Source organism: Photorhabdus heterorhabditis, assembly GCF_018448905.1.
GTDB classification, from domain to species: domain Bacteria; phylum Pseudomonadota; class Gammaproteobacteria; order Enterobacterales; family Enterobacteriaceae; genus Photorhabdus; species Photorhabdus heterorhabditis.
This window is the reverse complement of sequence record NZ_RCWA01000005.1, coordinates 39511-64189: the sequence shown is the minus strand read 5'-3', so window position 1 is coordinate 64189 and position 24679 is coordinate 39511. Positions and strand designations below refer to the sequence as shown.

The 24679-nt window shown below is 41.9% G+C and carries 23 protein-coding genes and 2 pseudogenes; 20 read left to right on the top strand and 5 right to left on the bottom strand.

Annotated features, from left to right (window positions below):
• Positions 1-8 precede the first annotated feature (8 nt).
• The 6 genes from EAE89_RS04725 (at position 9) to pilV (ending at position 5810) form a co-directional block, all read left to right on the top strand.
• Positions 9-1523 (top strand): GspE/PulE family protein, encoded by a 1515-nt coding sequence (locus EAE89_RS04725; protein WP_054476894.1) that lies wholly within the window; start codon positions 9-11, stop codon positions 1521-1523.
• Positions 1523-2623 (top strand): type II secretion system F family protein, encoded by a 1101-nt coding sequence (locus tag EAE89_RS04720; protein ID WP_339423033.1) that lies wholly within the window; start codon positions 1523-1525, stop codon positions 2621-2623. Before EAE89_RS04725 ends, EAE89_RS04720 begins: the two co-directional genes overlap by 1 nt.
• Positions 2624-2626: 3 nt before the next feature.
• On the top strand, positions 2627-3262 hold the full coding sequence (locus EAE89_RS04715; RefSeq protein WP_244866157.1) for a type 4 pilus major pilin: 636 nt from the start codon (positions 2627-2629) through the stop codon (positions 3260-3262).
• Positions 3263-3335: 73 nt separating this feature from the next.
• Entirely contained in the window at positions 3336-3806 is a 471-nt protein-coding gene (locus EAE89_RS04710; protein ID WP_054476890.1) for a lytic transglycosylase domain-containing protein, read from the top strand.
• Entirely contained in the window at positions 3803-4477 is a 675-nt protein-coding gene (locus EAE89_RS04705; RefSeq protein WP_054476888.1) for a prepilin peptidase, read from the top strand. The genes EAE89_RS04710 and EAE89_RS04705 overlap by 4 nt, the downstream gene beginning before the upstream one ends.
• A 4-nt stretch (positions 4478-4481) precedes the next feature.
• Positions 4482-5810, top strand: coding sequence for a shufflon system plasmid conjugative transfer pilus tip adhesin PilV (gene pilV, locus EAE89_RS04700; protein WP_149616017.1), 1329 nt, complete (start codon positions 4482-4484; stop codon positions 5808-5810).
• A 34-nt stretch (positions 5811-5844) separates the two neighbouring features.
• On the opposite strand, the pseudogene EAE89_RS04695 reads toward pilV, so the two are convergent.
• A pseudogene (locus tag EAE89_RS04695) lies at positions 5845-6047 on the bottom strand (transposase); the annotation flags it as partial.
• A 140-nt stretch (positions 6048-6187) separates the two neighbouring features.
• On the opposite strand from EAE89_RS04695, the gene EAE89_RS24145 reads away from it, so the two are divergent.
• A complete protein-coding gene (locus EAE89_RS24145; RefSeq protein WP_214085451.1) occupies positions 6188-7138 on the top strand; it encodes a glycosyltransferase family 9 protein in 951 nt (316 codons plus the stop codon).
• Positions 7139-7270: 132 nt separating this feature from the next.
• Here the strand turns inward: EAE89_RS24145 and tig are convergent, their stop codons facing one another.
• On the bottom strand, positions 7271-8575 hold the full coding sequence (gene tig, locus EAE89_RS04685; protein WP_214085450.1) for a trigger factor: 1305 nt from the start codon (positions 8573-8575) through the stop codon (positions 7271-7273).
• Positions 8576-8805: 230 nt separating this feature from the next.
• A complete protein-coding gene (gene bolA, locus EAE89_RS04680) occupies positions 8806-9117 on the bottom strand; it encodes a transcriptional regulator BolA (protein ID WP_054476881.1) in 312 nt (103 codons plus the stop codon).
• Positions 9118-9358: 241 nt separating this feature from the next.
• On the opposite strand from bolA, the gene EAE89_RS04675 reads away from it, so the two are divergent.
• The 9 genes from EAE89_RS04675 to EAE89_RS04635 all read left to right on the top strand — a co-directional run bounded on the left by EAE89_RS04675 (position 9359) and on the right by EAE89_RS04635 (position 19236).
• Positions 9359-9937: a lipoprotein gene (locus tag EAE89_RS04675; protein ID WP_054476878.1), complete on the top strand. Its 579-nt coding sequence runs from the start codon at positions 9359-9361 to the stop codon at positions 9935-9937.
• Between the two features lie 51 nt (positions 9938-9988).
• Positions 9989-11467 (top strand): muropeptide MFS transporter AmpG, encoded by a 1479-nt coding sequence (gene ampG / locus EAE89_RS04670; protein ID WP_054476876.1) that lies wholly within the window; start codon positions 9989-9991, stop codon positions 11465-11467.
• A gap of 241 nt (positions 11468-11708) precedes the next feature.
• A complete protein-coding gene (locus EAE89_RS04665; protein WP_054476874.1) occupies positions 11709-12470 on the top strand; it encodes a nucleoside-specific channel-forming Tsx family protein in 762 nt (253 codons plus the stop codon).
• Between the two features lie 347 nt (positions 12471-12817).
• A complete protein-coding gene (cyoA, locus tag EAE89_RS04660) occupies positions 12818-13753 on the top strand; it encodes a cytochrome o ubiquinol oxidase subunit II (RefSeq protein ID WP_054476872.1) in 936 nt (311 codons plus the stop codon).
• 4 nt (positions 13754-13757) lie between these two features.
• Positions 13758-15749, top strand: a complete 1992-nt coding sequence (gene cyoB / locus EAE89_RS04655; RefSeq protein WP_054476870.1) for a cytochrome o ubiquinol oxidase subunit I — start codon at positions 13758-13760, stop codon at positions 15747-15749.
• Complete coding sequence (locus tag EAE89_RS04650; RefSeq protein WP_054476867.1) at positions 15739-16353, top strand: cytochrome o ubiquinol oxidase subunit III; 615 nt, start codon at positions 15739-15741, stop codon at positions 16351-16353. The genes cyoB and EAE89_RS04650 overlap by 11 nt, the downstream gene beginning before the upstream one ends.
• Positions 16353-16685 carry a cytochrome o ubiquinol oxidase subunit IV gene (locus EAE89_RS04645; RefSeq protein WP_036772850.1) on the top strand — a complete coding sequence of 111 codons (333 nt, stop codon included), beginning with the start codon at positions 16353-16355 and terminating at the stop codon, positions 16683-16685. Before EAE89_RS04650 ends, EAE89_RS04645 begins: the two co-directional genes overlap by 1 nt.
• Positions 16686-16697: 12 nt before the next feature.
• On the top strand, positions 16698-17582 hold the full coding sequence (cyoE, locus tag EAE89_RS04640) for a heme o synthase (protein WP_054476866.1): 885 nt from the start codon (positions 16698-16700) through the stop codon (positions 17580-17582).
• Positions 17583-17859: 277 nt separating this feature from the next.
• Positions 17860-19236, top strand: a complete 1377-nt coding sequence (locus tag EAE89_RS04635) for an MFS transporter (RefSeq protein ID WP_214085449.1) — start codon at positions 17860-17862, stop codon at positions 19234-19236.
• Positions 19237-19397: 161 nt separating this feature from the next.
• Here the strand turns inward: EAE89_RS04635 and EAE89_RS04630 are convergent, their stop codons facing one another.
• Positions 19398-19889, bottom strand: coding sequence for a YajQ family cyclic di-GMP-binding protein (locus tag EAE89_RS04630; protein ID WP_054476864.1), 492 nt, complete (start codon positions 19887-19889; stop codon positions 19398-19400).
• A 256-nt stretch (positions 19890-20145) separates the two neighbouring features.
• Between EAE89_RS04630 and panE the strand changes: the two genes are divergently transcribed.
• The gene (panE, locus tag EAE89_RS04625) at positions 20146-21057 is read left to right on the top strand and encodes a 2-dehydropantoate 2-reductase (protein WP_214085448.1); all 912 of its coding nucleotides are present in this window, start codon (positions 20146-20148) and stop codon (positions 21055-21057) included.
• Positions 21020-21595: pseudogene (gene yajL / locus EAE89_RS04620) on the top strand (protein deglycase YajL); the annotation flags it as partial. The gene panE and the pseudogene yajL, both read left to right, overlap by 38 nt.
• Positions 21596-21814: 219 nt before the next feature.
• Here the strand turns inward: yajL and thiI are convergent.
• Entirely contained in the window at positions 21815-23263 is a 1449-nt protein-coding gene (gene thiI / locus EAE89_RS04615) for a tRNA uracil 4-sulfurtransferase ThiI (protein WP_172908825.1), read from the bottom strand.
• A 201-nt stretch (positions 23264-23464) separates the two neighbouring features.
• Here thiI and xseB point away from each other — a divergent pair, with 201 nt between their 5' ends.
• Both xseB and ispA read left to right on the top strand, forming a co-directional pair.
• Positions 23465-23743 (top strand): exodeoxyribonuclease VII small subunit, encoded by a 279-nt coding sequence (xseB, locus tag EAE89_RS04610; protein WP_054476858.1) that lies wholly within the window; start codon positions 23465-23467, stop codon positions 23741-23743.
• A gap of 4 nt (positions 23744-23747) precedes the next feature.
• On the top strand, positions 23748-24665 hold the full coding sequence (ispA, locus tag EAE89_RS04605; protein ID WP_214085447.1) for a (2E,6E)-farnesyl diphosphate synthase: 918 nt from the start codon (positions 23748-23750) through the stop codon (positions 24663-24665).
• The last annotated feature ends 14 nt before the right edge of the window (positions 24666-24679 follow it).

Sequence of the window (24679 nt, the reverse complement as noted above, 5' to 3'; positions counted from 1 at the left end):
GGAATGGTATGACAAATTTTGTCATTGAATCACCACCGCAGGAGATTGCCCGCTATATCTGCGTCACACCAAAGGAGGATGACATACTGGATATTTGCTACGCAGAAAATCGTAGCGGGGATTTCTTGATACAAAACTATGTTAGTCGTGTACAGAAAGCTAACCCTGGTCGAACTCGTTGTAGAGCTGTTTCGTTAGATGAAGTAGTACAACTGAATGATGCTCAGCAAAATAATAGGACACAACTTTCATCGACTCAAAGCAAGGTTCTGCGCTACTTTCGCGAGGCAATTAAGCTTGGATCATCAGATTTGCATTTTACTATAGGACGCGATAACAGCGATTTTTGCTATATCGAAGCACGGGTACATGGTGAATTGCTGGTGCTAGATTGTATTGATAAAGAGGAAGGTTGGGAGCTAGCGTCAACCATCGTGTTGTCGATGTGTGATGTGACTGAAAAACAGTTCTACCCAAACCAGCATCAAGATGGTCGGATTGCTGAAGCATTTGTGAAACCGCTAGGAATATTTGGCGCTCGTTACGCACATATGCCAGCTGTCGGCGGGTTATATGCCGTTATGCGCCTGATTAAAGATGATGGTGCTCAAGTGCCGAGTTTTGAATTGCTGGGATTTCTACCGCAGCAAATAAGTACCATTAAGAGGCTTCTGTGTCGGCCGGAAGGAATTATTATCCTGTCAGGTCCCACTGGTTCAGGGAAATCCACCACATTACGCACGGTATCCGCTGCCTATTTATCGATGAACGGATACACCAACCGGTTACCAGTGAAACGGTTACTGACCATTGAAGATCCCCCAGAAGGTCGTATACCTGGAGCCATTCAAACACCAATAATTGCGGATAAAAAGAATGTACAAGAAGTCAGTCGCGCCTGGTTACTCTCCATTGCCTATGCCTTACGCTCTGATCCGGATGCCATTCTGAACGGTGAAATTCGCGACTATGACTCGGCGATGGCGGCGATTAAAGCTGCAATGACTGGGCACTTGATGATGACCACTCTGCATGCTAATAACCCTATCAACATTATTGAGCGTCTGGAAACCGAAGGTGTACCAGGCCGGTTGATCGCCGACCCTCAACTATTGATGGGATTAATCAGTCAACGTCTGGTTCAACGCATCTGTCCGCACTGTAAGCGTTCCTATGCATCAGTTGCCTCCCAATTGACCCCCGATGAGCGGGCGTTGATAGAACGCTACTGCCAACCTGAAAAGGTGTTTATGCGTCATGGTGACGGTTGTGAATACTGCTACAAAGGCATTATTGGGCGAGTTGTTGTGGCTGAGGTAATTTCTCCAGATGCCCAGTTTTACAAACTGTACCGAACTGATGGGCCGACAGCGGCTAAAACCTATTGGCATCGTTCATTAGGAGGAATTACTCGTAATCAGCATGTTCTACATTATATCAATACCGGAGAGGTTGATCCCTTGGCTGCTGATGCTATCTGCCCGCTTGATGAAGACAGCTACACGCTGTTGAAGGAGGACTAGTGTTTAAGCAACAGCGAGAACATGCGTTATCCGTAGATGTTCAGGTGTCTGCGGTTGTTCGCTGGATATACCGTAAAACTTTTTCAGCCAAAGATCGGATTGCCTTTTACGACATGCTGGCGTTCCTGCTGGATAACAATAAATCGCTACGGCAGGCATTGGTCGATATGCGTAATGTAGCAACAGATTTTGGCAAGAAAAAGCATCCAATTGCCGTGCTACTGACGGACTGCATTCAAGCGTTGGATAAAGGTCAGGACGCGCTGGAAACCATGCTGATGGACTGGATTCCGGTTCAGGAAGCTACCTTAATAGGTTCTGGGGTGTTAGCAGGTAATATTGCCGATGCTTTGCGTCGTGCCAGCCGCATTGTACAAGGGAAAAGTGAAATGACATCAGCGTTAACAGGCGCGGTAGTGTATCCCGCGTTTTTGCTTTTCCTTGTTGTACTGATGATGAATCTGGTGTGTGACAAATTTATTCCTCAGTTAGCGAAATTAGTTCCGCGAGAGAAGTGGCAAGGACCACTCAAACAACTGACCAATATTTCGGAATTTTTTGTTCATCATGGCATAGTCATTATTTCCATTCTGTTACTGCTTTCAGGACTGATTTATTGGTCATTGGGACATTGGCAACATCGGAAAATTGCCGATCTCCTGCCACCTTGGTCTGTTTACCGAACTGTTCAGGGTGTCTATTTCTTGCTCAACATTGCTGCATTATTGCGGGTCAATATCCAGGTATTAAATGCCGTGAAAATGTTGGGCGAAACCGCCAGCCCTTGGCTAGAAACTCGAATCAACGAAACCGTGCATTACATGAATCAGGGCCAACATCTGGGACTGGCTTTAAAGAGTACCGGTTACCACTTTCCATCAAAGGATTGTGTTAACCAAATGATGTTATTAACGGAGGAAAGTGGCACCGAAAATATTCTGGAACATTATGCTGATCGCTGGCTGGAGCAAACCATTAAACAGGTCAAGAAGAAGGCTGCGTATTTAATGGCACTGTGCTTCTTGCTGGTGTTTTCGTACATGTTGCTGCTGTTACTGGCAACGAAGGATTTGAACAATCTAGTTAATCAAATGGGGTAAACAATGAGTGTAAACATAAAGGATCACATAATGATGATTGATGCAGAAAAAGCAGCTGAACAACAGAGAAATATGTCTCTGCACCGGGGATTCCTGAGTCTAGAAATGATGGGCGTACTAGCCATTATCGCGGTTGCGATTGTGCTGTCTGTAGGGGCTGTATCTGGAATGTTCAACAAAAATACAATCAATGACGAGATATCTAATGTGCAGATGCTGGTCACACAATCACGAGGAATGCTGAAAACACAAGGTGAATATCCATTTACAAGTGCGGCCAAAATGACAGGGACACTGGTTCAGTTTGGTGGAGCACCCGGCAACATGACCATTAATGGGGATAAGTCTTCAGGAAATGCCAAAATTGCCAATGGCTGGGGAGGTGATGTCATCGTTTCACCAGAAAAAGTTCAAGGCTCAACCAACAATAAAGGGTTTTCTATCACCTATAAGAATGTGCCTCAGGAAGCTTGCACTATGATAGTAACTAAACTGAGTGGTAGTGCCATGATCCATGAAATGAATATCTCAGGAACCAATAATATTGGTGCTATTAGCGCCGAAAAAGCAGGTACCCAATGTAAAGCTGACAATGGCTCAGTTGGCATAAACACGCTTATCTTTAAATCAAACAGTTAATTGAATTATAAAATTCACCCTTTTTCCGACAGAAAAGGGGAAGTTCCCCTTTTCTATTTTTTAGGCGGGAAAGATGAAAATAAAAGCATTATTGTTGATTGCAGCTATTATTTTTTGTTTTCGTACTCATGCCTTCTGTTTTAATGAAGCAGGGGCAAAATACCGAATTGATCCCTTATTACTGAAAGCGATCGCAACACAGGAAAGCGGCCTTAACACACAAGAAATGAATATCAATCGTAATAAAAAGGGCAAGGTTCTTAGTATCGATTATGGCCTGATGCAAATCAATTCTATGCATATTCCAGAATTAAAACTTCTGGGAGTAATTCAGTCTAAAGATGATCTGTTAGATAATTCGTGTCTGAATATACAAATAGGCGCTTGGATTTTAGCAAAACATCTACAGAAATGTGGCATTAACTGGACATGCCTTGGTTCATACAACGCAGGATTTAAAAAAGATAATGATAGCAAGCGAATGAATTATGCCAGAAAGATATATGCCTTGTACTTACCAGCATTGCAGGGAGAAAAGCGATGAATCACTGGCAGACAACATTCGGTTATATGGTGCTGGCTGGCATTCTGTCAATTCAGTGGCAACTGCTAGCTGCATATGTAGCAAGACGCTTTTTATCCATGTATAACGAATCTCCACTTTCATCGGTCTGGCCTTTTGTGAAGTATGTCATTCCAATGTTTACTCTGTTTTCCGTGATGATGGCCTGGAATGAGATATCTTTAATTCATCTTTTATTCTTCATTATCTGTAGCGGATTCCTGTCACTGTTTATTTTTTTGGATAGTGCCAGTCGCTGTTTGCCTCAGTGTTTTACGGTGACATTCTGGCTGATAGGAACCGTTTATCGTTCCTTAATACATCCAGACACATTATTCTTCACTACATTCACCTCCCTGATATTGTTTGGCGTGCTGTGGTATGTACGAGCGGCTTATAACCAATGGGCAGAACAGGAGTTATTCGGTCTTGGCGATGTATACCTAATAGCAGGATTAGGAATGTGGTTTTCTATACTGTTTTTATTTTGGATTATTGGGATCGCTGCGGTGATAGGAACGCTATTTCTGCTGATTAAAAAAATACGTGATCCATTGCGGTGGCAGAAACAAGCAACTTATCGAACTGCACCATTTGCACCATTCTTATGTGGAGTCGCGGCAACGTGGTTGCCGTGGATTACCCGAGGTTGAGAACGTGAACAAAAAGTCTCTTACTACATTGATGCCACATCGTGGTTTTGTCTCGCTGGAAGTATTAGCCGCTTTGGCTATCATCTCGTTAGGGGCAATTTATGCTGCTGAAAAGTACAGTGAATATCTTAATGAAAAAGAATGGAGTGTAGCAGCTACACACGCCAGCACGTTTAATGAAGCAGCTAAGCAATATATAGCTGACAACACGGATACAATCTTGACTAAACCCTTACCATTTCGCATCACTTCCTCCTTACTGATAAAAGAAGGCTATCTTCAAAAAGGATTTTCGGAGAAAAACAGTTTTGGTCAAGGCTATGTAACCGGCGTAGTTAAAAACAGTAAACTTAAGAACAAACTTCAGGCTTTGACATGCAGCGTCAATGGTTCAGAGATTACCTACAAAGGCTTAAGGGCGATATCAACGCAAATTTCAGGGTTAGGCGGATATATTGATGAAAAAAATATTGCGACAGGTGCTTATAATGGCTGGAGCAGTCAGCCCAAAGATTTTGGTATTGATTGTAAAAAGGGACATATTGCAATAGCACTTTCATCGGAAGTGTTAGGTACAGCATTACAGGAAAGCGACCGCCTTTATCGTTTTAATGTTAACAATAGACCTGAGCTAAATCGTATGTATACGTCTATTGATATGAATGGTAATAATTTGGACAATGCTGATAAAGTTAATGCAAAAACGGGGCAATTTTCGAAAAATGTGATATCAGAAGGTGATATTAAAAGTAACAGTGGTTGGCTTGTGACACAAAACAATAAAGGCTGGATGAACAGCACCCATGAAGGTGGCTTTTATATGTCAGATAAAGATTGGATACGTAGCGTCAACAATAAGGGGATTTATTCAGGTGGACAAATTAAAGCAAAAGAACGTCTTACTACCGAAGAATATCTGTTATTAGAAAAAGTTGCAATTGTTGGAATGCAGTGTTCTCCAAAGGGTTTAATCAGTCGAGATAAAGAAGGAGCTATTTTAGCTTGCCAAGCGGGTAAATGGAGTAAATCAGGTGGTACAACAGCTCAATTATCCGAAAAAGGATGGTGGAAGGATGAAGGAACGGGATTAATCTATCAATGGTCTGATGGTATTTGGGTAGGAGGAGAAGAAGAAAGGCAATATATTAAATTTCCAATACCATTCCCAAATAAAACATTATCTCTATCGGTTACCGCTAGAATAAATAGTCGAACATATGGAGATATGTTTTTTCAAATTTACGATTTTGATAAAAATGGTGTGACCGTCATTCCAAATGGTGATCATTACGGTTCACAAATAAAACCTTACGTGATTGCTATAGGTTATTAGAGATAAAAATCAGGGTATATATACCCAAGAAACTTCAAGATGCAGTTTTTATCACCTGAAAATGGTCGTTAATTCTAGACATCAGCGAGTCCGCTATATCAGGTAGTGTTGTGGTGAAAAATTTGAATACGTTGTCTCGAAATTCATGTTTATTAGCGAAATACGGTTATTTCGAACATGTTCATTCATGACCTTCCATAATCGCTCTATCGGGTTTAAATTTGGGCTGTATGGTGGCTTACGCCTCATGAGACTCTAGAACTATTTGTGATAAACTTAAAAATGATATATTGAACATGTGTAAGATGTTGTGTGCTCTGTACAGATTTTTTGCGCAGAACTTGAGACAATTATTCAGATAAAGATAGGAGAAATCGGTGAAAATTGCTATTTTGAGAAGGAATGGTCTGGGAGACTTAATATGTACGCAGCCTTTAATAAATTACCTAAAATTAAAACACCCATCATCTGAAATACATTTATTCATTGAATTCAATAATGAAGAATTGACTAAATATCTTTGTCCTGATGTCATAATACACACTATACCAAAAGGAAATAAATATACCTCTCTTTTAACTACAGCATTAAAACATAGAAAAGAAAAATTTGATATGGCGATTTCTGCAAAGACCTCGCCTATGAAACTAAATAATTTATTCTTATGGGTTGTAAATGCAAGAAAACGTTATGCTGTAACAGGCCATAAAAAATGGCATGAGAAATTAATTAATGTCCCAACGGATTTCAGAAGAATTGATGGATTCCATCAATCACTAAAATTATTAAAGATTTTTGATCCAAAAATAGAATCAATACCATTTGATTTATCTCCAAAGATCGTTATGAAAGATTTTAGTGGTTTCTCAAACAGTAAGTTTCCTAAAATTTTATTTTCTGTATCTAATAATAGGACAAGAAGTCAAATTACAAATGAAAGAATGGCATCAATAGCGAACGAAATTATAAAAAATTTTCCTGATGCATATTTTTTGATCTCAACACTCCACAAGGATAGAGAAAAAGCTAATGAACTATTAACCATGATAGAGGGAAAATCACAGATTATAGAAAGCGAAAATCTTAAATCTTTTCTATCACTAATAAATAGTGTTGATCTTGTTATCGTTGGTGATGGTGGCATTTGTCATTTGGCAGCAGCTCTTAATAAAAAAATAGTTGCTCTTTACGGTGTAACAAAACCTCAAAATTGGGGACCTCTTATTTCAGATGAACTATGCATAACACTATACGATAAAGAGAATGTGAATAATCTTTCATTGCAAGAAATATATTTATCAGCTCTTAAACTTCTTTCGTTGACATAATTTATTGGGAATAAAAGCCATACAAAATTTTCATAATTTTAGCAGGGCTTGCCTGCAATCTGACCCGCAGATAAATCTGCGGGTTCATTTCACTAAGATGATAAACTCATTATCTCACGGCAAAGCCAAAACTTATGCCATTTGATTCTGATTCATTAACTCGTTGAAAGTAGTTTCTTTTTCAGAAATTTTTGCTTTACCCAGAAGAATTTCAACAGCTTGTTCTTCCAGAGCAATATTGCGAACATTGCCCATCAATTCTTGGTTTTTACCATAGAATTCGATCACTTCCTGAGGATCTTCATAAGCAGAAGCCATTTCCTCAATCAGTCCTTTAACACGCTCTTCGTCAGCTTTCAGCTCATTGCTACTGATAACTTCGCCTAACAACAGGCCAACAGCAACACGACGTTTAGCTTGTTCTTCAAACAGCTCACGAGGCAATTCCAGAGCTTGTTTTTCATTGCCACCAAAACGCTGAGCAGATTGACGACGCAGAACATCAATTTCACCATCAACAACTGCCGCAGGAACTTCAATTTCATTAGCCTTAACCAAGCCATCGATAACCTGAGATTTAATACGGTTACGAACTGCATTTTTCAGTTCACGTTCCATATTTTTACGTACTTCTGCACGCAGGCCGTCAACTGTACCATCAGCGATACCGAAACGTTTGATGAATTCTTCAGTCAACTCTGGCAATTCACGCTGTTCCACTTTTTTCAAAGTGATAACAAACTTAGCCGCTTTACCTTTCAGATTTTCAGCATGGTAATCTTCTGGGAAGTTCACATCAATGGTAAATTCTTCACCCGTTTTATGACCAACAATGCCCTCTTCAAAACCTGGGATCATACGGCCCTGGCCCATAGCCAGAACAAAGTCAGAAGCTTTACCACCTTCAAACTCTTCATCATCAATAGAACCATTGAAATCAACGGTAACACGATCTTCTGCACTAGCAGCTTCTTCGGTTTCTTTCCATTCAGCCTGCTGCTTACGCAAAGTTTCCAGCATTGTGTCAACATCTTCGTCTTTGACTTCAACAACAGGTTTTTCAACTTCAATGTTTTCCAGATCTTTCAGCTCAACTTCTGGATAAACTTCGAACTCAACAGAAAAAGTGAAGTCTTCACCATCTTTGAACTGCTCCGGTGCATAGCTTGGAGCACCAGCTGGATTGATCTTTTGTTCGATGATTGCATTAATAAAATTACGTTGCATCAGATCACCCAGAACATCCTGGATAACAGAAGCACCATAACGTTGTTTAATGATGTTCATAGGCACTTTGCCTTTACGGAAACCATCAATACGAACTTTTTTTGCTACATTGACTAACTCACTACTAACTGCTTTTTCGATATCGGCAGCAGGAACGGTGATTGTCACACGACGCCCAAGGCCTTGAGTGGTTTCAACAGAAACTTGCATCTTTTTACCTCAAAAAAATCATAGTGCTCGGTCAACTCCAGAGACCATGCGGCTGGCACACGTTCTGTGTACCAATCACAACACTCTCTAAGAACCGGGGCGGTCGCATTTAAAAACCGAGAATCCCTGATGTCAGAAGCGTCCCGAAACCATTCTAAAAATTAGACGCGACATTATAGCGATGCAGACGGTGTGAGTCGAGAATTGCTGACAAAAGCCGAACTATAATATTATTGATTATTACCACCCCGACATGCTGGTGAAGCTAAAACGGTATCCTGTAATTCATTCCACTCTTTTTCTGTATAGGTATGCAACGCCAAAGCATGAACACCTGCGGCCAGTTCTGCCGACAATATTCCGTAAACGGAACGATGACGGTTTAACATGCGTTCACCAACAAATTTATCACTAATAATCACAACCTTAAAATGGCTTTCAGAACCTACGGGTACATTGTGACGATAACTTTCATCAATAACCTCTAAATATGAAGGGTTAAATGCCGTCTGTAATTTCTCTTCTATATCCTGATACACCATATTACTCTCCTTAACCACACAGCAGTCATGTTATCAACTATATTAATGATTTTAGTCTATTCTTCATGAGTTATAGCATCAGCACATTAAAATACCTTTAATCGAATCCCATATTATCAGGTTTTTATATATGTTTACCCCATCGGGGATATGCCGCGATCAAAGGCGGTGTTATTATTGCAACAGTTTATACTATTGATAAGTATTACTGGACATCCTTATCACTGATGAGAAAATCAACATGTTGAAAAGAATCTTTTTGCCGCTTATTACTCTTTTTCTCCTTACAAGTTGCGCTGCTCCCAGCAATACTCTGACCATTGATCCTAAAATTACCCTGCCAACAGCAGACCCAACTATGAGTGCTATCACCATCAGTATCAGCGGTGCCGACAATCGCCAGTCTCAAACACTTGCTCAAGTTAACCGCAATGCCAAGCTGGAAGTACTGAAACCATCCCGCGATCTACGTTTTCTGCTCCAGGAAATCCTGGAAAAACAGATGGCCGCCCGTGGTTATATGATTGGCTCTCCAGCCAATGCCGATCTGCAAATTATTGTGAACAATCTGTATGCAGATGTTAAGGAAGGCAGCCTGCGCCATAATATTTCAACAAAAGCCGATATTTCTATCATCAGTGCTGCACAAAATGGAAGCAAACAAGTTAAGAACTATCGCACCAGCTACAATGTCCAAGGCCCTTTAGGGGCAACAAATGAAAAAATTGCTGATGCGGTAAATACTGTACTATCTGAAGTTATAGCAGATATGGCCCAAGACTCATCTGTCAGCAACTTCATCAAACAAAATGCCCACTAATTAAGGATTAATTGCTTACTCTGCCCCTCAGGGGTAGAGTTTGGGAGGCCCATGTCTTATCGTTATCTCACCGTTTTTACTCAACATAATTCACGTATCTTACTTTTACTCGGTTTTGCTTCTGGTTTACCTCTCGCACTCACTGCCAGCACCTTGCAAGCATGGATGACCGTTGAAGACGTCGATCTTAAAACAATAGGTTTCTTTTCCCTTGTTGGCCAAGCATATGTTTTCAAATTTTTCTGGTCCCCTTTTATGGACCGGTTTACCCCCTCTTTTCTTGGACGTCGCCGTGGCTGGTTGCTTGTAACACAGTTATTACTCATAGCCAGTATCGCTGCAATGGGCTTTCTCCAACCGTCTCAACATCTATGGTGGTTAGCCGTACTAGCGGTAACTGTTGCTTTCTGTTCCGCATCACAAGATATCGTCTTTGATGCTTATAAAGCAGATTTACTGCACAGCGAAGAACGGGGGGTAGGTGCCGCAGTTTCAGTACTGGGTTATCGATTAGCAATGTTAGTTTCGGGTGGATTAGCATTATGGATCGCAGACCGCTATATTGGCTGGCAACATATATACTGGTTGATGGCAGGATTGATGCTAATTGGCGTCTATGCGACTTTAAGGGCTAAAGAACCTGAAGTTGACATTCTTCCCCCTAAAACACTCCAACAAGCTGCAATAGAACCATTAGCCGATTTTTTCAGTCGTAATAATGCATGGCTGATACTGTTGTTGATTATCATATATAAGCTAGGAGATGCCTTTGCTGCCAGCCTAAGTACCACGTTTCTTATCCGTGGTATTGGTTTTGATGCTGGTGAAGTCGGCATGGCCAACAAAACACTGGGATTAGCCGCAACCATCGTTGGGACATTATATGGCGGTTATTTAATGCAACGATGGAGTTTATTCCGCTCACTAATGATATTTGGCATTCTTCAAGCTATCTCCAACATCGGATACTGGCTGTTATCGATTACTGACAAAAATATCTATACCATGAGCAGCACCATCTTTTTGGAAAACCTCTGTTATGGAATGGGGACCGCTGCATTTGTTGCTCTGCTTATGGCTTTATGTAACAAATCGTTCTCCGCCACACAGTTTGCGCTATTATCTGCCTTATCAGCTGTTGGGCGGGTATACGTCGGCCCAATTGCTGGTTGGCTCGTTGAATTATATGGCTGGTCAAACTTCTACTTATTTTCCATAGCCGTTTCTGTCCCAGGGTTATTACTGCTACTGATCTGCCGTCAGACTCTAGATTATACCCAGTACACTAATGATTTTATACCACGCACTAAGTTCAAAAATTTCTATCGACTGGCTCTTGGATTATTGTCATTAGCAAGCATCCTTCTTACATTTTGGTTAATTACCATAATCACCAACGCTCTTACCTGGACTAGTGCACCTGATCTGGCCGAACACTTACTATTATGGGGAGTCCAGATTGGTATCGCAGGCATTGTCTTAGGTTGTTTTCTAGATTATCTCGCATTAATAAAGAACAAACCGGCTTAAAGATATAAATATTAAATTAATTTATTAAAAGGTTGACTATTGTCAACCTTTTATATTCCCTTAAACATTTAAGTGACAATGATCACATTTCAGCTAGTATTTTGTCGAAAAGTGCTATTTTTGAGCAACTATTTAATTATTGAAGATTCATATCCGCATAGAATCAGACTATCATTTTAAGGCTTATATAAATTAGCTTTAAAAACAAAAAATTCTTTTCATGGATGCGTTAGAGAAATTTATGAGAAACACTATTCTAGCTACTGCTTTGTTTACGACTGTCTCAGTCCCAGCTTATGCTGAATATCAATGGGGCTTTGCCAATGTCAGCATGAACTATCTTGACTGGACTAGCCATACTACACATAAGTCAGGGCAAACTACTCATAAAGACGACTTTGCCTACCTGGAATTGGAAGGTGGAACTGGGTTTGACTGGGGTGAATTATACGGTTTTTTTGACCTGGAAAATGCTTTCAACAGTAAGCATGCTCAACCTGGCGATAACCAAAGATATACCTTTAAAACAACCGGGCGCTTCTATCTGGCTGACACTGGTTTTAATCTCTACGGCCATGTTTACGGTACTTACTCCCTACCCGGTAAAGCACATGGCGGAAATTTCCATGAGGTAAATACCCTTTATGGTGTTGGCTACAATACTGAGCTTGCTGGCGTCTGGTTAAAACCATTCGTTGCATTGCATTATGTTGATCAGACTTTCTACTCCGGAAATAACGGCTACGTTGTCGGCTGGGTAGCCGGTTATGATTTTCAGCTCTGGCAAGAGAAATTCAGTGTAACTAACTGGAATGAAATGGAGTTCAACCGGAATGAACGCTATGGCAATGGTGGTCGGGACGGCATTAATGGTGCAGTAGCATTGTGGTGGACACCTCACCAATCCTTCACAACGGGTATTCAATATCGGTATGCCGATAATAAATTAGGTGAAGGATTCTGGCAGGATGGGGTTGTCTACACTATCAAATATAATTTCTAATTATTGATTTTAACTGTGAGTTACTTCTTGCTGTAGCTCGCAGTTAATTTAATTCTTAAATAAAATTCCGCCACAAAAATCTTTAAAGTAATTTACTATTTTCCTTTCCGCCGAAAAATATAAAATTATTTTCGTGTAAATTAGTATTTCGGCACCATTTCGTTACATTTAAATAACCTTTTCAAGCTAACTTCTGATTAATCCTACATTTGCATGTGATCCCATTAACATAAAGGACCAACAACTCCACAACTAACTATTACAAATGTTTACACTCCAATGGCCTTACCGTAGAATGCCCCCACTGATGAAACGACAATAGAGCTTTTGTTATTTGGAGTCGTTAGATGAGACTTATGAAATACAATAAAAGTATTGGGATATTGTCAATACTCGCAGCCACTCTTATGCTAAGTGGTTGCGATATGGTATTGATGAATCCTAAGGGCGCTATCGGCGCTGAACAAAAAACACTAATACTCACGGCTATTGGCCTGATGCTTATCATTGTTATTCCGGTAATCATCATGGCATTTACATTTGCCCTGCGTTATCGTGAAACCAACAAAAACGCTACCTACCGCCCTAACTGGGCACACTCAAATAAAATTGAGCTGGTAGTGTGGACTGTTCCTATCATTATCATTATTATTTTAGCAACCATTACTTGGAAAACAACCCACGAGCTTGACCCATATAAACCACTGGTCAGTGATGAAAAACCAGTGACTATTGAAGTGATTTCTCTTGATTGGAAATGGCTGTTCGTTTACCCGGAGCAAGGCATCGCTACAGTTAACGAAATTGCTTTCCCTGCCGGGGTTCCTGTTAACTTTAAAATCACCTCTGATTCTGTGATGAACTCATTCTTCATTCCACAATTAGGTGGTCAAATCTATGCAATGGCTGGTATGCAGACGAAACTTCACTTAATTGCCGATGAACCTGGCACTTATAAAGGTTTGTCCAGCAGCTACAGCGGTCACGGTTTCTCTGGCATGAAATTTACTGCCACTGCTACCGCAGATCGTGAAGGTTTTGAACAATGGGTTCAAAAAGTGAAAGCTTCTCCCAAAACCTTGGATACCATGCAAGCGTTTGATGAGTTAGCCAAACAAAGCCAAAATCATCCGGTTGAATACTTCTCAAGCGTTAAGCCTAACCTGTACCACGATATTATTGCCAAATTTATGGACGGCATGAATATGCATGGCGGCCATAGTGCAACTGCAGGTCATAACATGAATATGAGCGAAACTGCTCATGCCGGAGTTGAGGAATAAAGTAATGTTGGGAAAATTAACACTTGATGCAATCCCATTGCATGAGCCCATTATCATGGTTACTCTTGCAGGGATTCTCTTCGGAGGGCTAGCAATTGCCGGAGCCCTGACCTATTTCCGTAAATGGAAATGGCTGTGGAGCGAGTGGTTAACCAGCGTTGACCACAAAAAAATCGGTATTATGTATATCATCGTGGCAATGGTCATGATGCTTCGTGGCTTTGCTGATGCCATCATGATGCGTGGTCAGCAAGCTGTTGCCTCTGCCGGTGAAGCGGGTTTCCTGCCACCACACCACTATGACCAGATCTTCACCGCCCACGGTGTCATCATGATTTTCTTCATGGCGACGCCTTTTGTTGTCGGCCTGATGAATATCGTGGTTCCACTACAGATCGGCGCCCGTGACGTAGCATTCCCATTCCTGAACTCACTGAGTTTCTGGTTCTTCGTCGTCGGTGTTGCACTGATCAATATCTCTCTGGGTGTTGGTGAATTCGCTCAAACCGGTTGGTTAGCTTATCCTCCGCTTTCAGGTATAGAGTATAACCCTGGCGTTGGGGTCGATTACTGGATATGGAGTCTCCAGATATCCGGTATCGGTACATTGCTGACAGGCGTTAACTTCTTTGCCACGATTCTGCGCATGCGTGCTCCTGGCATGTCTATGATGAAAATGCCTGTATTCTCATGGGCAGCACTGTGTACTAACGTACTGATCATCGCAGCCTTCCCGATTCTAACTGTTACCATTGCTCTGCTGACTTTAGACCGTTACATGGGCACCCATTTCTTCACCAATGATATGGGCGGCAACATGATGATGTATATCAACCTAATATGGGCTTGGGGCCACCCTGAGGTTTATATTCTGGTGCTGCCGGTCTTTGGTGTTTTCTCTGAAGTTACAGCGACGTTCTCGAAAAAACGACTGTTCGGCTATACCTCTCTGGTATGGGCAACTATTGCCATCACCGTATTGTCATTCATCGTATGGCTGCACCACTTCTTTACGATGGGTTCCGGTGCGAACGTTAATGCCTTCTTCGGCATAGCTACCATGATTATCTCGATTCCTACGGGAGTTAAGATCTTCAACTGGCTGTTCACTATGTACCGAGGCCGTATTGAATATAAAACGCCAATGTTGTGGACTGTCGGCTTTATCGTCACCTTCTCTATTGGTGGTATGACTGGGGTTCTGTTGGCCGTTCCGGGTGCAAACTTCGTTCTGCATAACAGCCTGTTCCTGATCGCACACTTCCATAACGTCATCATCGGTGGTGTTGTCTTTGGTTGTTTCGCTGGTACCGCTTACTGGTTCCCGAAATCCTTTGGTTTCACACTAAACGAAAAATGGGGCGTCCGCGCATTCTGGTTCTGGATCATAGGCTTCTTCATCGCCTTTATGCCTGTTTACGCGCTTGGCTTTATGGGCATGACTCGTCGTATCAGCCAAGATATCAACCCTGAATTCCATACTCTTCTTGTTGTTTCCGCAATCGGTGTTGCACTGATCGCAGTAGGTATCCTGTGTCAGGTCATTCAATTCTACGTGAGTATCCGTGACCGTGACCAAAACCGTGACCTAACTGGTGACCCTTGGGGTGGGCGTACTTTAGAGTGGGCAACATCTTCTCCACCGCCGTTTTATAACTTTGCTGACGTTCCACATGTTCAAACCCGTGATGCATGGTGGGATATGAAAGAAAAAGGCACAGCTTATAAACGTCCTGCTAAATATGAAGAAATTCATATGCCTAGAAATGCAGGTGCCGGTGTGATTATTGCTGGCTTCAGCCTGATTTTCGGTTTTGCTATGATTTGGCATATCTGGTGGATGGCTATCGTAGGCTTCGCTGGCATGATCATCACTTGGATCGCGAAAAGTTTTGATGAAGATGTTGATTACTACGTACCCGTTGCTGAAGTTGAGCAAATTGAGAATCAACACCATGAACAAATTAGCAAGGCAGGTCTGAACCATGTCAACTGAAACTATGACTAACCACAATCATGCCCATGAAGATCATGGGCACCACGATGCGGGAGCCACCAAAGTATTCGGTTTCTGGATCTACCTGATGAGTGACTGTATTTTGTTCGCATGTCTGTTTGCGACTTATGCAGTGCTGGTTAACGGAACCGCAGGTGGCCCATCTGGTAAAGAAATTTTCGGCCTCTCTTTTGTATTGGTTGAAACTTTCCTGCTGCTATTCAGTAGTATCACTTATGGTTTTGCCATGCTAGGCATGAATAAAGGTAGCATCAGCCAAGTTAACACTTGGCTCGGTATGACTTTCCTGTTCGGCCTTGGCTTCGTAGCGATGGAATTGTATGAATTCCATCATCTAATTGTAGAAGGCTACGGCCCTGACCGCAGTGCATTCTTGTCTGGATTCTTTGCACTGGTTGCTACTCACGGTATCCACGTTACCTGTGGTCTGGTCTGGATTATCATCATGATAATTCAGGTAACACGCCGCGGCCTAACAGATGTTAACAAAACCCGTCTGAATTGCCTGAGCTTGTTCTGGCACTTCCTGGATGTAGTGTGGATCTGCGTATTTACCGTTGTTTATCTGTTAGGAGCTATGTAATGAGTCATTCGAATACAGCTCATACTGGAGCTAGCCACGGTAGCCTGAAATCTTATCTGATCGGCTTTGTTCTTTCAGTCATCCTGACAGTGATTCCATTCTGGATGGTAATGGATGGTTCTGCCTCCCATACGACTATCTTAACAACGGTAGTCGCGCTGGCTGTTGTGCAGATTCTTGTTCATTTTATCTACTTCCTGCACATGAACACTTCGTCAGAAGAGCGCTGGAACTTAGTCGCATTGCTGTTCACTATTTTGATTATCGGTATTGTTGTTGTTGGCTCGCTATGGATCATGTACAACCTCAACATTAATATGATGGTTGATTAAAGAGCTGCATATATGATTAAGCAATACCTGCAAGTAACTAAACCAGGAATTATTTTCGGCAATTTAATTTCTGTGATCGGTGGTTTTCTACTCGCCTCGAAAGGGGTGATTGATTACCCTTTGTTCTTATCGACTCTGCTCGGTGTTTCATTAGTCGTGGCTTCTGGTTGTGTATTTAACAACTACATTGACCGTGACATTGATCGAATCATGGAAAGAACAAAAAACCGGGTCCTTGTGAAAGGGCTTATTGATCCGAAAATCAGCCTGATTTATGCATCAATATTGGGTATTGCTGGCATTGTGTTGCTCTATGTAGCAGCTAATGCCTTAGCAATGCAATTAGCGATTATCGGTTTTGTCGTATATGTAGGGGTTTACAGCCTTTACATGAAAAGGAAATCTGTCTATGGCACGTTGATTGGCAGTTTATCCGGTGCTGCACCTCCGGTTATCGGTTATTGTGCAGTGACGGGTCAGTTTGATACGGGCGCGTTGATCCTGTTACTGATTTTCAGCCTGTGGCAAATGCCGCACTCCTATGCCATTGCTATTTTTCGTTTCAAAGATTATCAGGCAGCAAACATCCCAGTATTACCGGTAATTAAAGGTATATCTGTGGCGAAAAACCACATTATCCTTTATATCCTGGCATTTATGATTGCAACCCTAATGCTAGCAATCAGCGGTTACGCGGGTTACAAGTATCTGGTTGTTGCAGCAGCAGTGAGCGTCTGGTGGCTGGGAATGGCGTTATCCGGTTACAAAACCGCTAACGACCGTGTTTGGGCCCGTAAGTTGTTTATATTTTCCATTGTGGCAATTACTTCCCTAAGTGTCATGATGTCTGTTGACCCGACTGTGTCCTCAGAAACCTTTTTAACTTACGTCCGATAATTCTTCCTGATGGCAGTGGTATGCACACTGCCATTATTTCCCTTTCATACTCATCCCCTACCCTTATATAGCCAATAGATTTCAAGTTGCAGTGCGGCGGCAAGTGAACGCATCCCTGGGAGCATATATAACGATGTGACTGGGGTAAGTGAACGCCGCCAACAAAGAGGCAACTTGAAAGATAACAGGTATAATTCAATATTATTAATTCAATTAACTATTTACCGCTTGTCAAAAACCTATCTACAATGACGTATCAAAATACTTCGAGGTAATCATGAACGATAATAAAATGACGCCACTTGAGCTTCGAGCAACATGGGGCTTAGGCTCAGTTTTTTCTCTGCGTATGCTGGGCATGTTCATGGTTCTTCCTGTTTTAACAACCTATGGCCTTAACCTAAAAGGCTCTACCGAAGCACTTATCGGCATTGCTATTGGTATTTATGGTTTAACTCAGGCAATTTTCCAAATCCCTTTTGGTCTGCTTTCAGATAAAATCGGCCGTAAACCCCTAATTGTTGGTGGACTAATACTCTTCGTACTTGGCAGTATCATTGCAGCTCTCGGCGATTCCATCTGGGACATAATAATTGGAAGAGCACTACAGGGAGCTGGGGCCATATCTGCTGCAATTATGGCTCTGCTTTCTGATTTAACCCGAGAACAAAATCGAACTAAAGCAATGGCTTTTATTGGCATTAGTTTCGGAATTACTTTTGCTATAGCAATTGTACTCGGCCCCATCCTTACTCATGCCATTGGATTAAATGGATTATTCTGGGGAATTACCATTCTGGCCGGCTGTGGCATTCTGATAACATTATTTGCTGTTCCCTCTACAGACAAACGTATCCTTAACCGTGAATCGGGCATTGCTCGTCACAGCTTCCATAAAGTTCTCGCTGATAGCCAGTTACTGAAACTTAACTTTGGCATTCTCAGTTTGCACACTTTACTAATGGCAAGTTTTGTCGCTCTACCTTTAGCTATGCAGAAAGCAGGATTTCCAGCACAACAACATTGGAAGGTTTATCTGATCACCATGCTGATTTCATTCTTATCTGTTTTGCCCTTCATTATTTACGCAGAAAAAAAGCGCCGCATGAAACAAGTGTTTCTGTTATGTATCGCTATGCTATTTATTGCTGAAATTGTTTTATGGTCAGCGGGGCGCCATTTATGGGTGATTTTTATTGGAATACAAATTTTCTTTATTGCTTTCAATATCATGGAAGCTATTCTGCCATCACTTATCAGTAAGGAAGCGCCAGCAAGTTATAAAGGTACGGCAATGGGTATTTATTCCACCAGCCAATTTTTAGGCGTAGCTTTAGGGGGTAGCCTTGGTGGTTGGTTATATGAACTAAAGGGAGCATCGCTAGTATTTATGGCGGGTATCGTACTGACAACCATTTGGTTCATTATCAGCACGACAATGAAACAACCCCCTTATGTCAGCAGTATCAGAATTTCGCTGCCAAAAAATATAGTCAATAAGGCATTATTGGAGCAAAAAATTCTTATTCAGCCGGGTGTTTGCGAAGTCGTTATTGTGCCAGAAGAGTACAGCGCGTACATAAAGGTAGATACCAAACAGACAAATAGAGCACAACTTGAGCAATTGATAGCCAATAATGACACGATAGATTAAGTATCAAACCTGAACATATAAAAAGCGAATAAAAAACCACTCATTCTGGTTCAGTATTAAGCCAAATTGGGAATGGGGTTTCCGGTCAGGAATACCCCACTCCACATCAGGCTAAATATATCAATCCATTAAGCGGCAATAGTTAGCCAATATGAAAAAAATCAATCCCGGAAATTAGTAAACTGAAATGGCTGTCCTAACTCTGCTCCGCGAACCAATGCAATAACACTTTGCAAATCATCACGAGCTTTGCCGGTTACCCGCACCTGCTCACCCTGAATCTGTGCCTGCACTTTTAATTTACTATCCTTAATCAGCTTTATAATCTTTTTGGCCGTAGGGGTATCAATCCCCTGCTTCAAAGTTGCTTCAACGCTGTAAGTCTTACCACTGTGCAACATATCATCAGGGATATTCAATGCAGCTCCATCAATACCGCGCTTAGCCAGCTTTTCACGTATAATATCAACCAATTGATTTACCTGAAAATCTGACTCACTGGCAATCTTGATAGATTCACTTTTTTCATTTAATTCAAAACTAGCGCTGACATTACGGAAATCCCAGCGTGTAGCAAGTTCGCGCTGTGCGTTTTCTACTGCATTGCGAACTTCATGTATATCAATTTCTGAGACAATATCGAAAGATGGCATTATCCGTGACCTCCTGATAATCAATAAGTTGGCATGATAACCGCTTTCCATTATCAGCAAAAGCTCTATACTCGGATTAGCGGGATCTTGTTATTTCCATTCATTATGACAGCGTCTTTCAAAAGGTATATACCCTATGGATTTCAAGATGCATCGCGACGGCAAGGGAGTGAATCCCCGGGAGCATAGATAACTATGTGACCGGGGTGAGTGAGTGCAGCCAACAAAGAGGCAACTTGAAAGATAACAGGTATATATGAAGATAACCGTTCTTGGCTGTGGCGCTATAGGAAAACTGTGGCTGGCAGCATTATCACAACAAAAACATCAAGTACAAGGTTGGCTAAAGACTTCCCAGTCTTATTTATCTGTTCATATTGACGAAATTAATGGCGAAGTCTTCAACCAACCAATCCCAACTAATAGCAATGACCATCTTGCCAACAGCGAATTATTGATTGTCTGCCTGAAAGCATGGCAAGTCGCTGATGCAGTTAATGATTTACTTCCCAAACTTTCAGCTGATTGTCCAATCTTATTACTGCACAATGGTATGGGTACTCAGGAAAAATTGCTATCAGCGCCTAATCCAATACTTCTTGGCGTCACAACACATGGCGCATATCAGAATGCCCAACAGGTTTATCATACCGCTTCCGGGCTAACATATATTGGCTCAGCAACGCCAAATGCTACCGGACTCAGCTCTTTAGCTAATGTATTACATCGATCTTTGCCGAATGTTACATGGCATGATGAAATTCTCTCGATTAGCTGGCTGAAACTTGCCGCTAACTGTGTCATAAACCCACTAACGGCACTTTATGAATGCCGGAATGGAAATTTACTTCGTTACCCGGAACAATTGAATCTTTTGTGCGAAGAAATTATTCAGGTTATGCAACGAGAAAACATACCTATCTCTATCGACAACCTGACTGCCTATGTCTACGATGTCATTGAGCGCACAGCAAAAAATTACTCTTCCATGTTGCAGGATGTCCGCGCAAAACGCCGCACTGAAATTGACTATATCACTGGTTATTTATTGCGCCGTTCCTATGTACATGGCCTAGCTACTCCTGAAAATACCCGTATCTATAACCTAATAAAACATAAGGAGGACAACCATGAATACTTCAGCACTCATCTGCCTGGCTCACGGTAGTGAAGAAACAGAAACCGTTACAACAATCGATTTACTGGTACGTGCTGGCATCAGTGTTACAATCGCCAGCACCGCCAGAGATGGAGAACTGGTTTTAACCTGCTCCAGAGGCGTGAAACTGGTCGCGGATATCACTCTGGAAAAAGTTATTGATGACTCCTTTGATGCCATCGTCTTACCCGGCGGTATGCAGGGCGCGGAATGTTTCCGGGACAACCCGCTAGTTATCGAAAAAATCCGCAAAGCACATTATCAAGGGAAAATTATCGCTGCAATTTGCGCAGTCCCAGCCATCGTGCTTGAACATCACAATTTATTCCCTGCTAGTAAGATGACCGGCTACCCCAGTTTGCAAGATAAAATTTCGTCCGATAAATGGATTGATTGCAGAGTCTATTTTGATGATCGCGTCAATCTATTGACTAGTCAGGGACCAGCAACGGCTTTCGATTTCGCTTTAAAACTGATTGAATTATTAAAAGGACGAGAAACAGCAGCAGAGGTCGCGGCTCAACTCATATTACCACAAGGTGTATATACCCTTCATCTTTCAAGCTGCTGCTTTGTTGGCTGCGTTTACTTACCCCAGTCACATAGTTATCTATGCTCTTGGGGATGCGTTCATTTGCCGCCGCACTGCAACTTGAAATCTATTGGGTATATTCCTATCAGGACTGAAAAAATAGCCAAAAATATCTTTCTTTATATGATTAGTTGGGGTTCACGTATGGAACCCCTAAATGTTTAATGAAAGCAATTAAGGCCGATAAACCTTCACATTATCAAAACCCTGCTCAGTTAAATAAAGGGCCTGTAAACGACTCATTACCCCACGTTCACAATAGAGCAAATAAGTTTTCTCCTTTGGCAAATCACCAAACTGGCTACTCAACTTATAGAATGGCAGTGATTTAATCTCTATGCCATTCATCTGTAATGGCCGCTCGTCTTGTTCATCAGGTGAGCGAATATCCAGTAGTACATCCGTCGGAGCGAATTCAGTCACTGTCTCAACTTCAACTACTTGCTCACGACTTTGTTCCGCGATCTGGCGGATATCCACATTCTGAGCTTCACTGACAACTTTTTCCAGAATGTCAAAATCGAAGTTAGCCTCTTCCGCTTCAATTTTGGCTTTAACCGCTTTTACTGTCGGACTTTTGGAAATAACACCACAAAACTCAGGCATTGTACGAGCAAAATCCTCAGTGCCAATTTCACGTGCCAACCTGATAATATGCTCTTTATCATGTGAAATCAGTGGCCGCAGAATCAACGTATCCGATGCATTATCAATCAAACGCAGATTAGTCAATGTTTGGCTGGAAACCTGCCCTAAAGCCTCACCGGTAACAATAGCCTGCACCCCATAACGCTCTGCAACTTTAGAGGCCGCTCTTACCATCATCCGTTTAAGCACTACCCCCATTTGACCATCATCAACTTTTTCCAGAATTTCAGCGACCACAGGCTCAAAATCCACCGCAACGAAACGGACCTTATGGGAGCTACCAAAACGGTTCCAAAGATAATGAGCGACCTGCTTCACACCAATTTCATGAGCAGAACCACCAAGATTAAAGAAGCAATAGTGAACACGACAGCCACGGCGCATTAACATATAGCTGGAAACACCAGAATCAAATCCCCCAGAAATCAGGGACAACACATCTTCCTGCGTTCCGATAGGAAAACCACCAATTCCCTCATAGCGGGCTTTTACCAAAATCAGCACATCCTGATCAATTTCCAAATTGACGGTAACATCAGGATGATTAAGTTTTACTTTCGCTGATTCAATATGCTGGTTTAAACCACCGCCGACATAGCGTTCTACTTCATTGGAAGTAAATTCATGTTTACCACGGCGTTTAACCCGCACACAAAATGTCTTGTTATGGAGCAATGCGCCATAAGCCTCATAAGCTTGTTCAAAGATATGATGCATGTCACGAAACTCACGCTCTTCTACTTGCAGGATATGGTGGATACCAGGAATACGTGTCAGCACATCACAAATTTGAGGGCCAAGGTTTTCATCTTTAGTGCGAACTTCGATATTATCCCAATGGCGAACCACTGCGATATTATCGCCCAACGTCTTAAGTACATTGCGAATATTACTGGCAAGAATTTTAATAAAGCGCAAACGAACAGTTTGGCTCTTAATCGTGATTTCTGGGAATAATTTAATAATAAACTTCATAGTGAGTTATAGTAGTAGTTAGGAGTTTTGATAAATAAAACTGACAATCATGTTCTGGTAGTCAAATCAAGCTGCGAAGTATAACACCATCTCGCTACATGGCGCGTAAAAAATACAAAACCAGCTAAGGATTTGTTTGCACCAGCATAATAGGATAGTCTGCCTCCCCAGGCGAATTCTGTATAAGATAGTAAAAAGATTATGCCAAAGAAAAATGCAACATCAGAAAACACAAACAGTACGCCAGAAACGGCACCGACAATGACGTTTGAACGCTCATTAAAAGAGCTAGAACACATTGTCGTCCGACTAGAATCAGGTGAACTGGCACTGGAAGACGCCCTGAACGAGTTTGAGCGTGGTATTCAATTAGCCCGTCAGGGACAACAGACTTTGCAACAAGCAGAACAGCGGGTACAAATTCTTCTTAACGATGATGCCCAATCTCCGCTGAGTGATTTCTCCCCGGATACTGAATAAACCTATGTCTGAACAAAATTCCATTCAATTTGAAAAGCAGCTTAAAACCTATCAGCAACGGGTCAATAAGGTTCTGATAAACACATTATCTTCACTGACGTTTTCAAATAGCCCACTGGTTCAAGCAATGCGGCATGGCACGTTACTTGGTGGCAAACGCCTGCGCCCATTTTTAGTTTATGCAGTCGGTGAAATGTTTGGATTATCCGCCAACAATCTGGATGCTCCAGCCGCAGCTGTTGAATGTATTCACGCTTATTCCTTAATTCATGATGACTTACCCGCCATGGATAACGATGATTTACGCCGTGGGCAACCAACCTGCCATATTAAATTTGGAGAAGCTCACGCTATCCTAGCGGGAGATGCACTACAAGCTTTGGCATTTGAAATCTTATCTAAAAGAGAAATGCCCGATGTTACAACAGCTGATCGTCTTGAAATGCTAGCTGAATTGGCGACCGCCAGTGGCATAGCCGGCATGTGTGGCGGCCAATCCCTGGACTTAGAAGCTGAAGGCAAACACATTGATCTTCATGCGCTAGAACAAATTCATCGTCATAAAACTGGGGCTCTCATCCGTTGTGCTGTCAGAATGGGAGCCTATGGTGCAGGCCAGAGTGGACATAACGCTTTACCTGAATTAGATCAGTATGCTCAAGCTATTGGCCTCGCTTTCCAAGTTCAGGATGATATTCTTGATGTTATTGGCAGTACCGAAATGATCGGAAAACGTCAAGGCAGTGATCAACAGTTAGGAAAAAGCACCTATCCCGCATTATTAGGGTTAGAACAAGCACAGCAAAAAGCACACCAGCTGTATCAAGAAGCACTAAAAGCGCTGAATAAACTGGAAGAAAAATCTTATAACACAACAACGCTGCGCACACTTGCCAGCTTTATCATTGAACGTAATAGCTAAGGTTTGCTGGTAAA

Excerpts from the sequence above, each read along its gene's own strand:
- EAE89_RS04645 (WP_036772850.1), top strand. The coding sequence starts at position 16,353 with ATGAGTCATTCGAATACAGCTCATACTGGAGCTAGCCACGGTAGCCTG.
- xseB (WP_054476858.1), top strand. The coding sequence starts at position 23,465 with ATGCCAAAGAAAAATGCAACATCAGAAAACACAAACAGTACGCCAGAA.
- EAE89_RS04710 (WP_054476890.1), top strand. The coding sequence starts at position 3,336 with ATGAAAATAAAAGCATTATTGTTGATTGCAGCTATTATTTTTTGTTTT.
- EAE89_RS04665 (WP_054476874.1), top strand. The coding sequence starts at position 11,709 with ATGAGAAACACTATTCTAGCTACTGCTTTGTTTACGACTGTCTCAGTC.
- EAE89_RS04705 (WP_054476888.1), top strand. The coding sequence starts at position 3,803 with ATGAATCACTGGCAGACAACATTCGGTTATATGGTGCTGGCTGGCATT.
- cyoB (WP_054476870.1), top strand. The coding sequence starts at position 13,758 with ATGTTGGGAAAATTAACACTTGATGCAATCCCATTGCATGAGCCCATT.
- panE (WP_214085448.1), top strand. The coding sequence starts at position 20,146 with ATGAAGATAACCGTTCTTGGCTGTGGCGCTATAGGAAAACTGTGGCTG.
- EAE89_RS04715 (WP_244866157.1), top strand. The coding sequence starts at position 2,627 with ATGAGTGTAAACATAAAGGATCACATAATGATGATTGATGCAGAAAAA.
- thiI (WP_172908825.1), bottom strand. The coding sequence starts at position 23,263 with ATGAAGTTTATTATTAAATTATTCCCAGAAATCACGATTAAGAGCCAA.
- ispA (WP_214085447.1), top strand. The coding sequence starts at position 23,748 with ATGTCTGAACAAAATTCCATTCAATTTGAAAAGCAGCTTAAAACCTAT.
- EAE89_RS04650 (WP_054476867.1), top strand. The coding sequence starts at position 15,739 with ATGTCAACTGAAACTATGACTAACCACAATCATGCCCATGAAGATCAT.
- ampG (WP_054476876.1), top strand. The coding sequence starts at position 9,989 with ATGTCTTATCGTTATCTCACCGTTTTTACTCAACATAATTCACGTATC.
- EAE89_RS04630 (WP_054476864.1), bottom strand. The coding sequence starts at position 19,889 with ATGCCATCTTTCGATATTGTCTCAGAAATTGATATACATGAAGTTCGC.
- EAE89_RS04725 (WP_054476894.1), top strand. The coding sequence starts at position 9 with ATGACAAATTTTGTCATTGAATCACCACCGCAGGAGATTGCCCGCTAT.
- EAE89_RS04635 (WP_214085449.1), top strand. The coding sequence starts at position 17,860 with ATGAACGATAATAAAATGACGCCACTTGAGCTTCGAGCAACATGGGGC.
- tig (WP_214085450.1), bottom strand. The coding sequence starts at position 8,575 with ATGCAAGTTTCTGTTGAAACCACTCAAGGCCTTGGGCGTCGTGTGACA.
- EAE89_RS04675 (WP_054476878.1), top strand. The coding sequence starts at position 9,359 with ATGTTGAAAAGAATCTTTTTGCCGCTTATTACTCTTTTTCTCCTTACA.
- cyoA (WP_054476872.1), top strand. The coding sequence starts at position 12,818 with ATGAGACTTATGAAATACAATAAAAGTATTGGGATATTGTCAATACTC.
- bolA (WP_054476881.1), bottom strand. The coding sequence starts at position 9,117 with ATGGTGTATCAGGATATAGAAGAGAAATTACAGACGGCATTTAACCCT.
- cyoE (WP_054476866.1), top strand. The coding sequence starts at position 16,698 with ATGATTAAGCAATACCTGCAAGTAACTAAACCAGGAATTATTTTCGGC.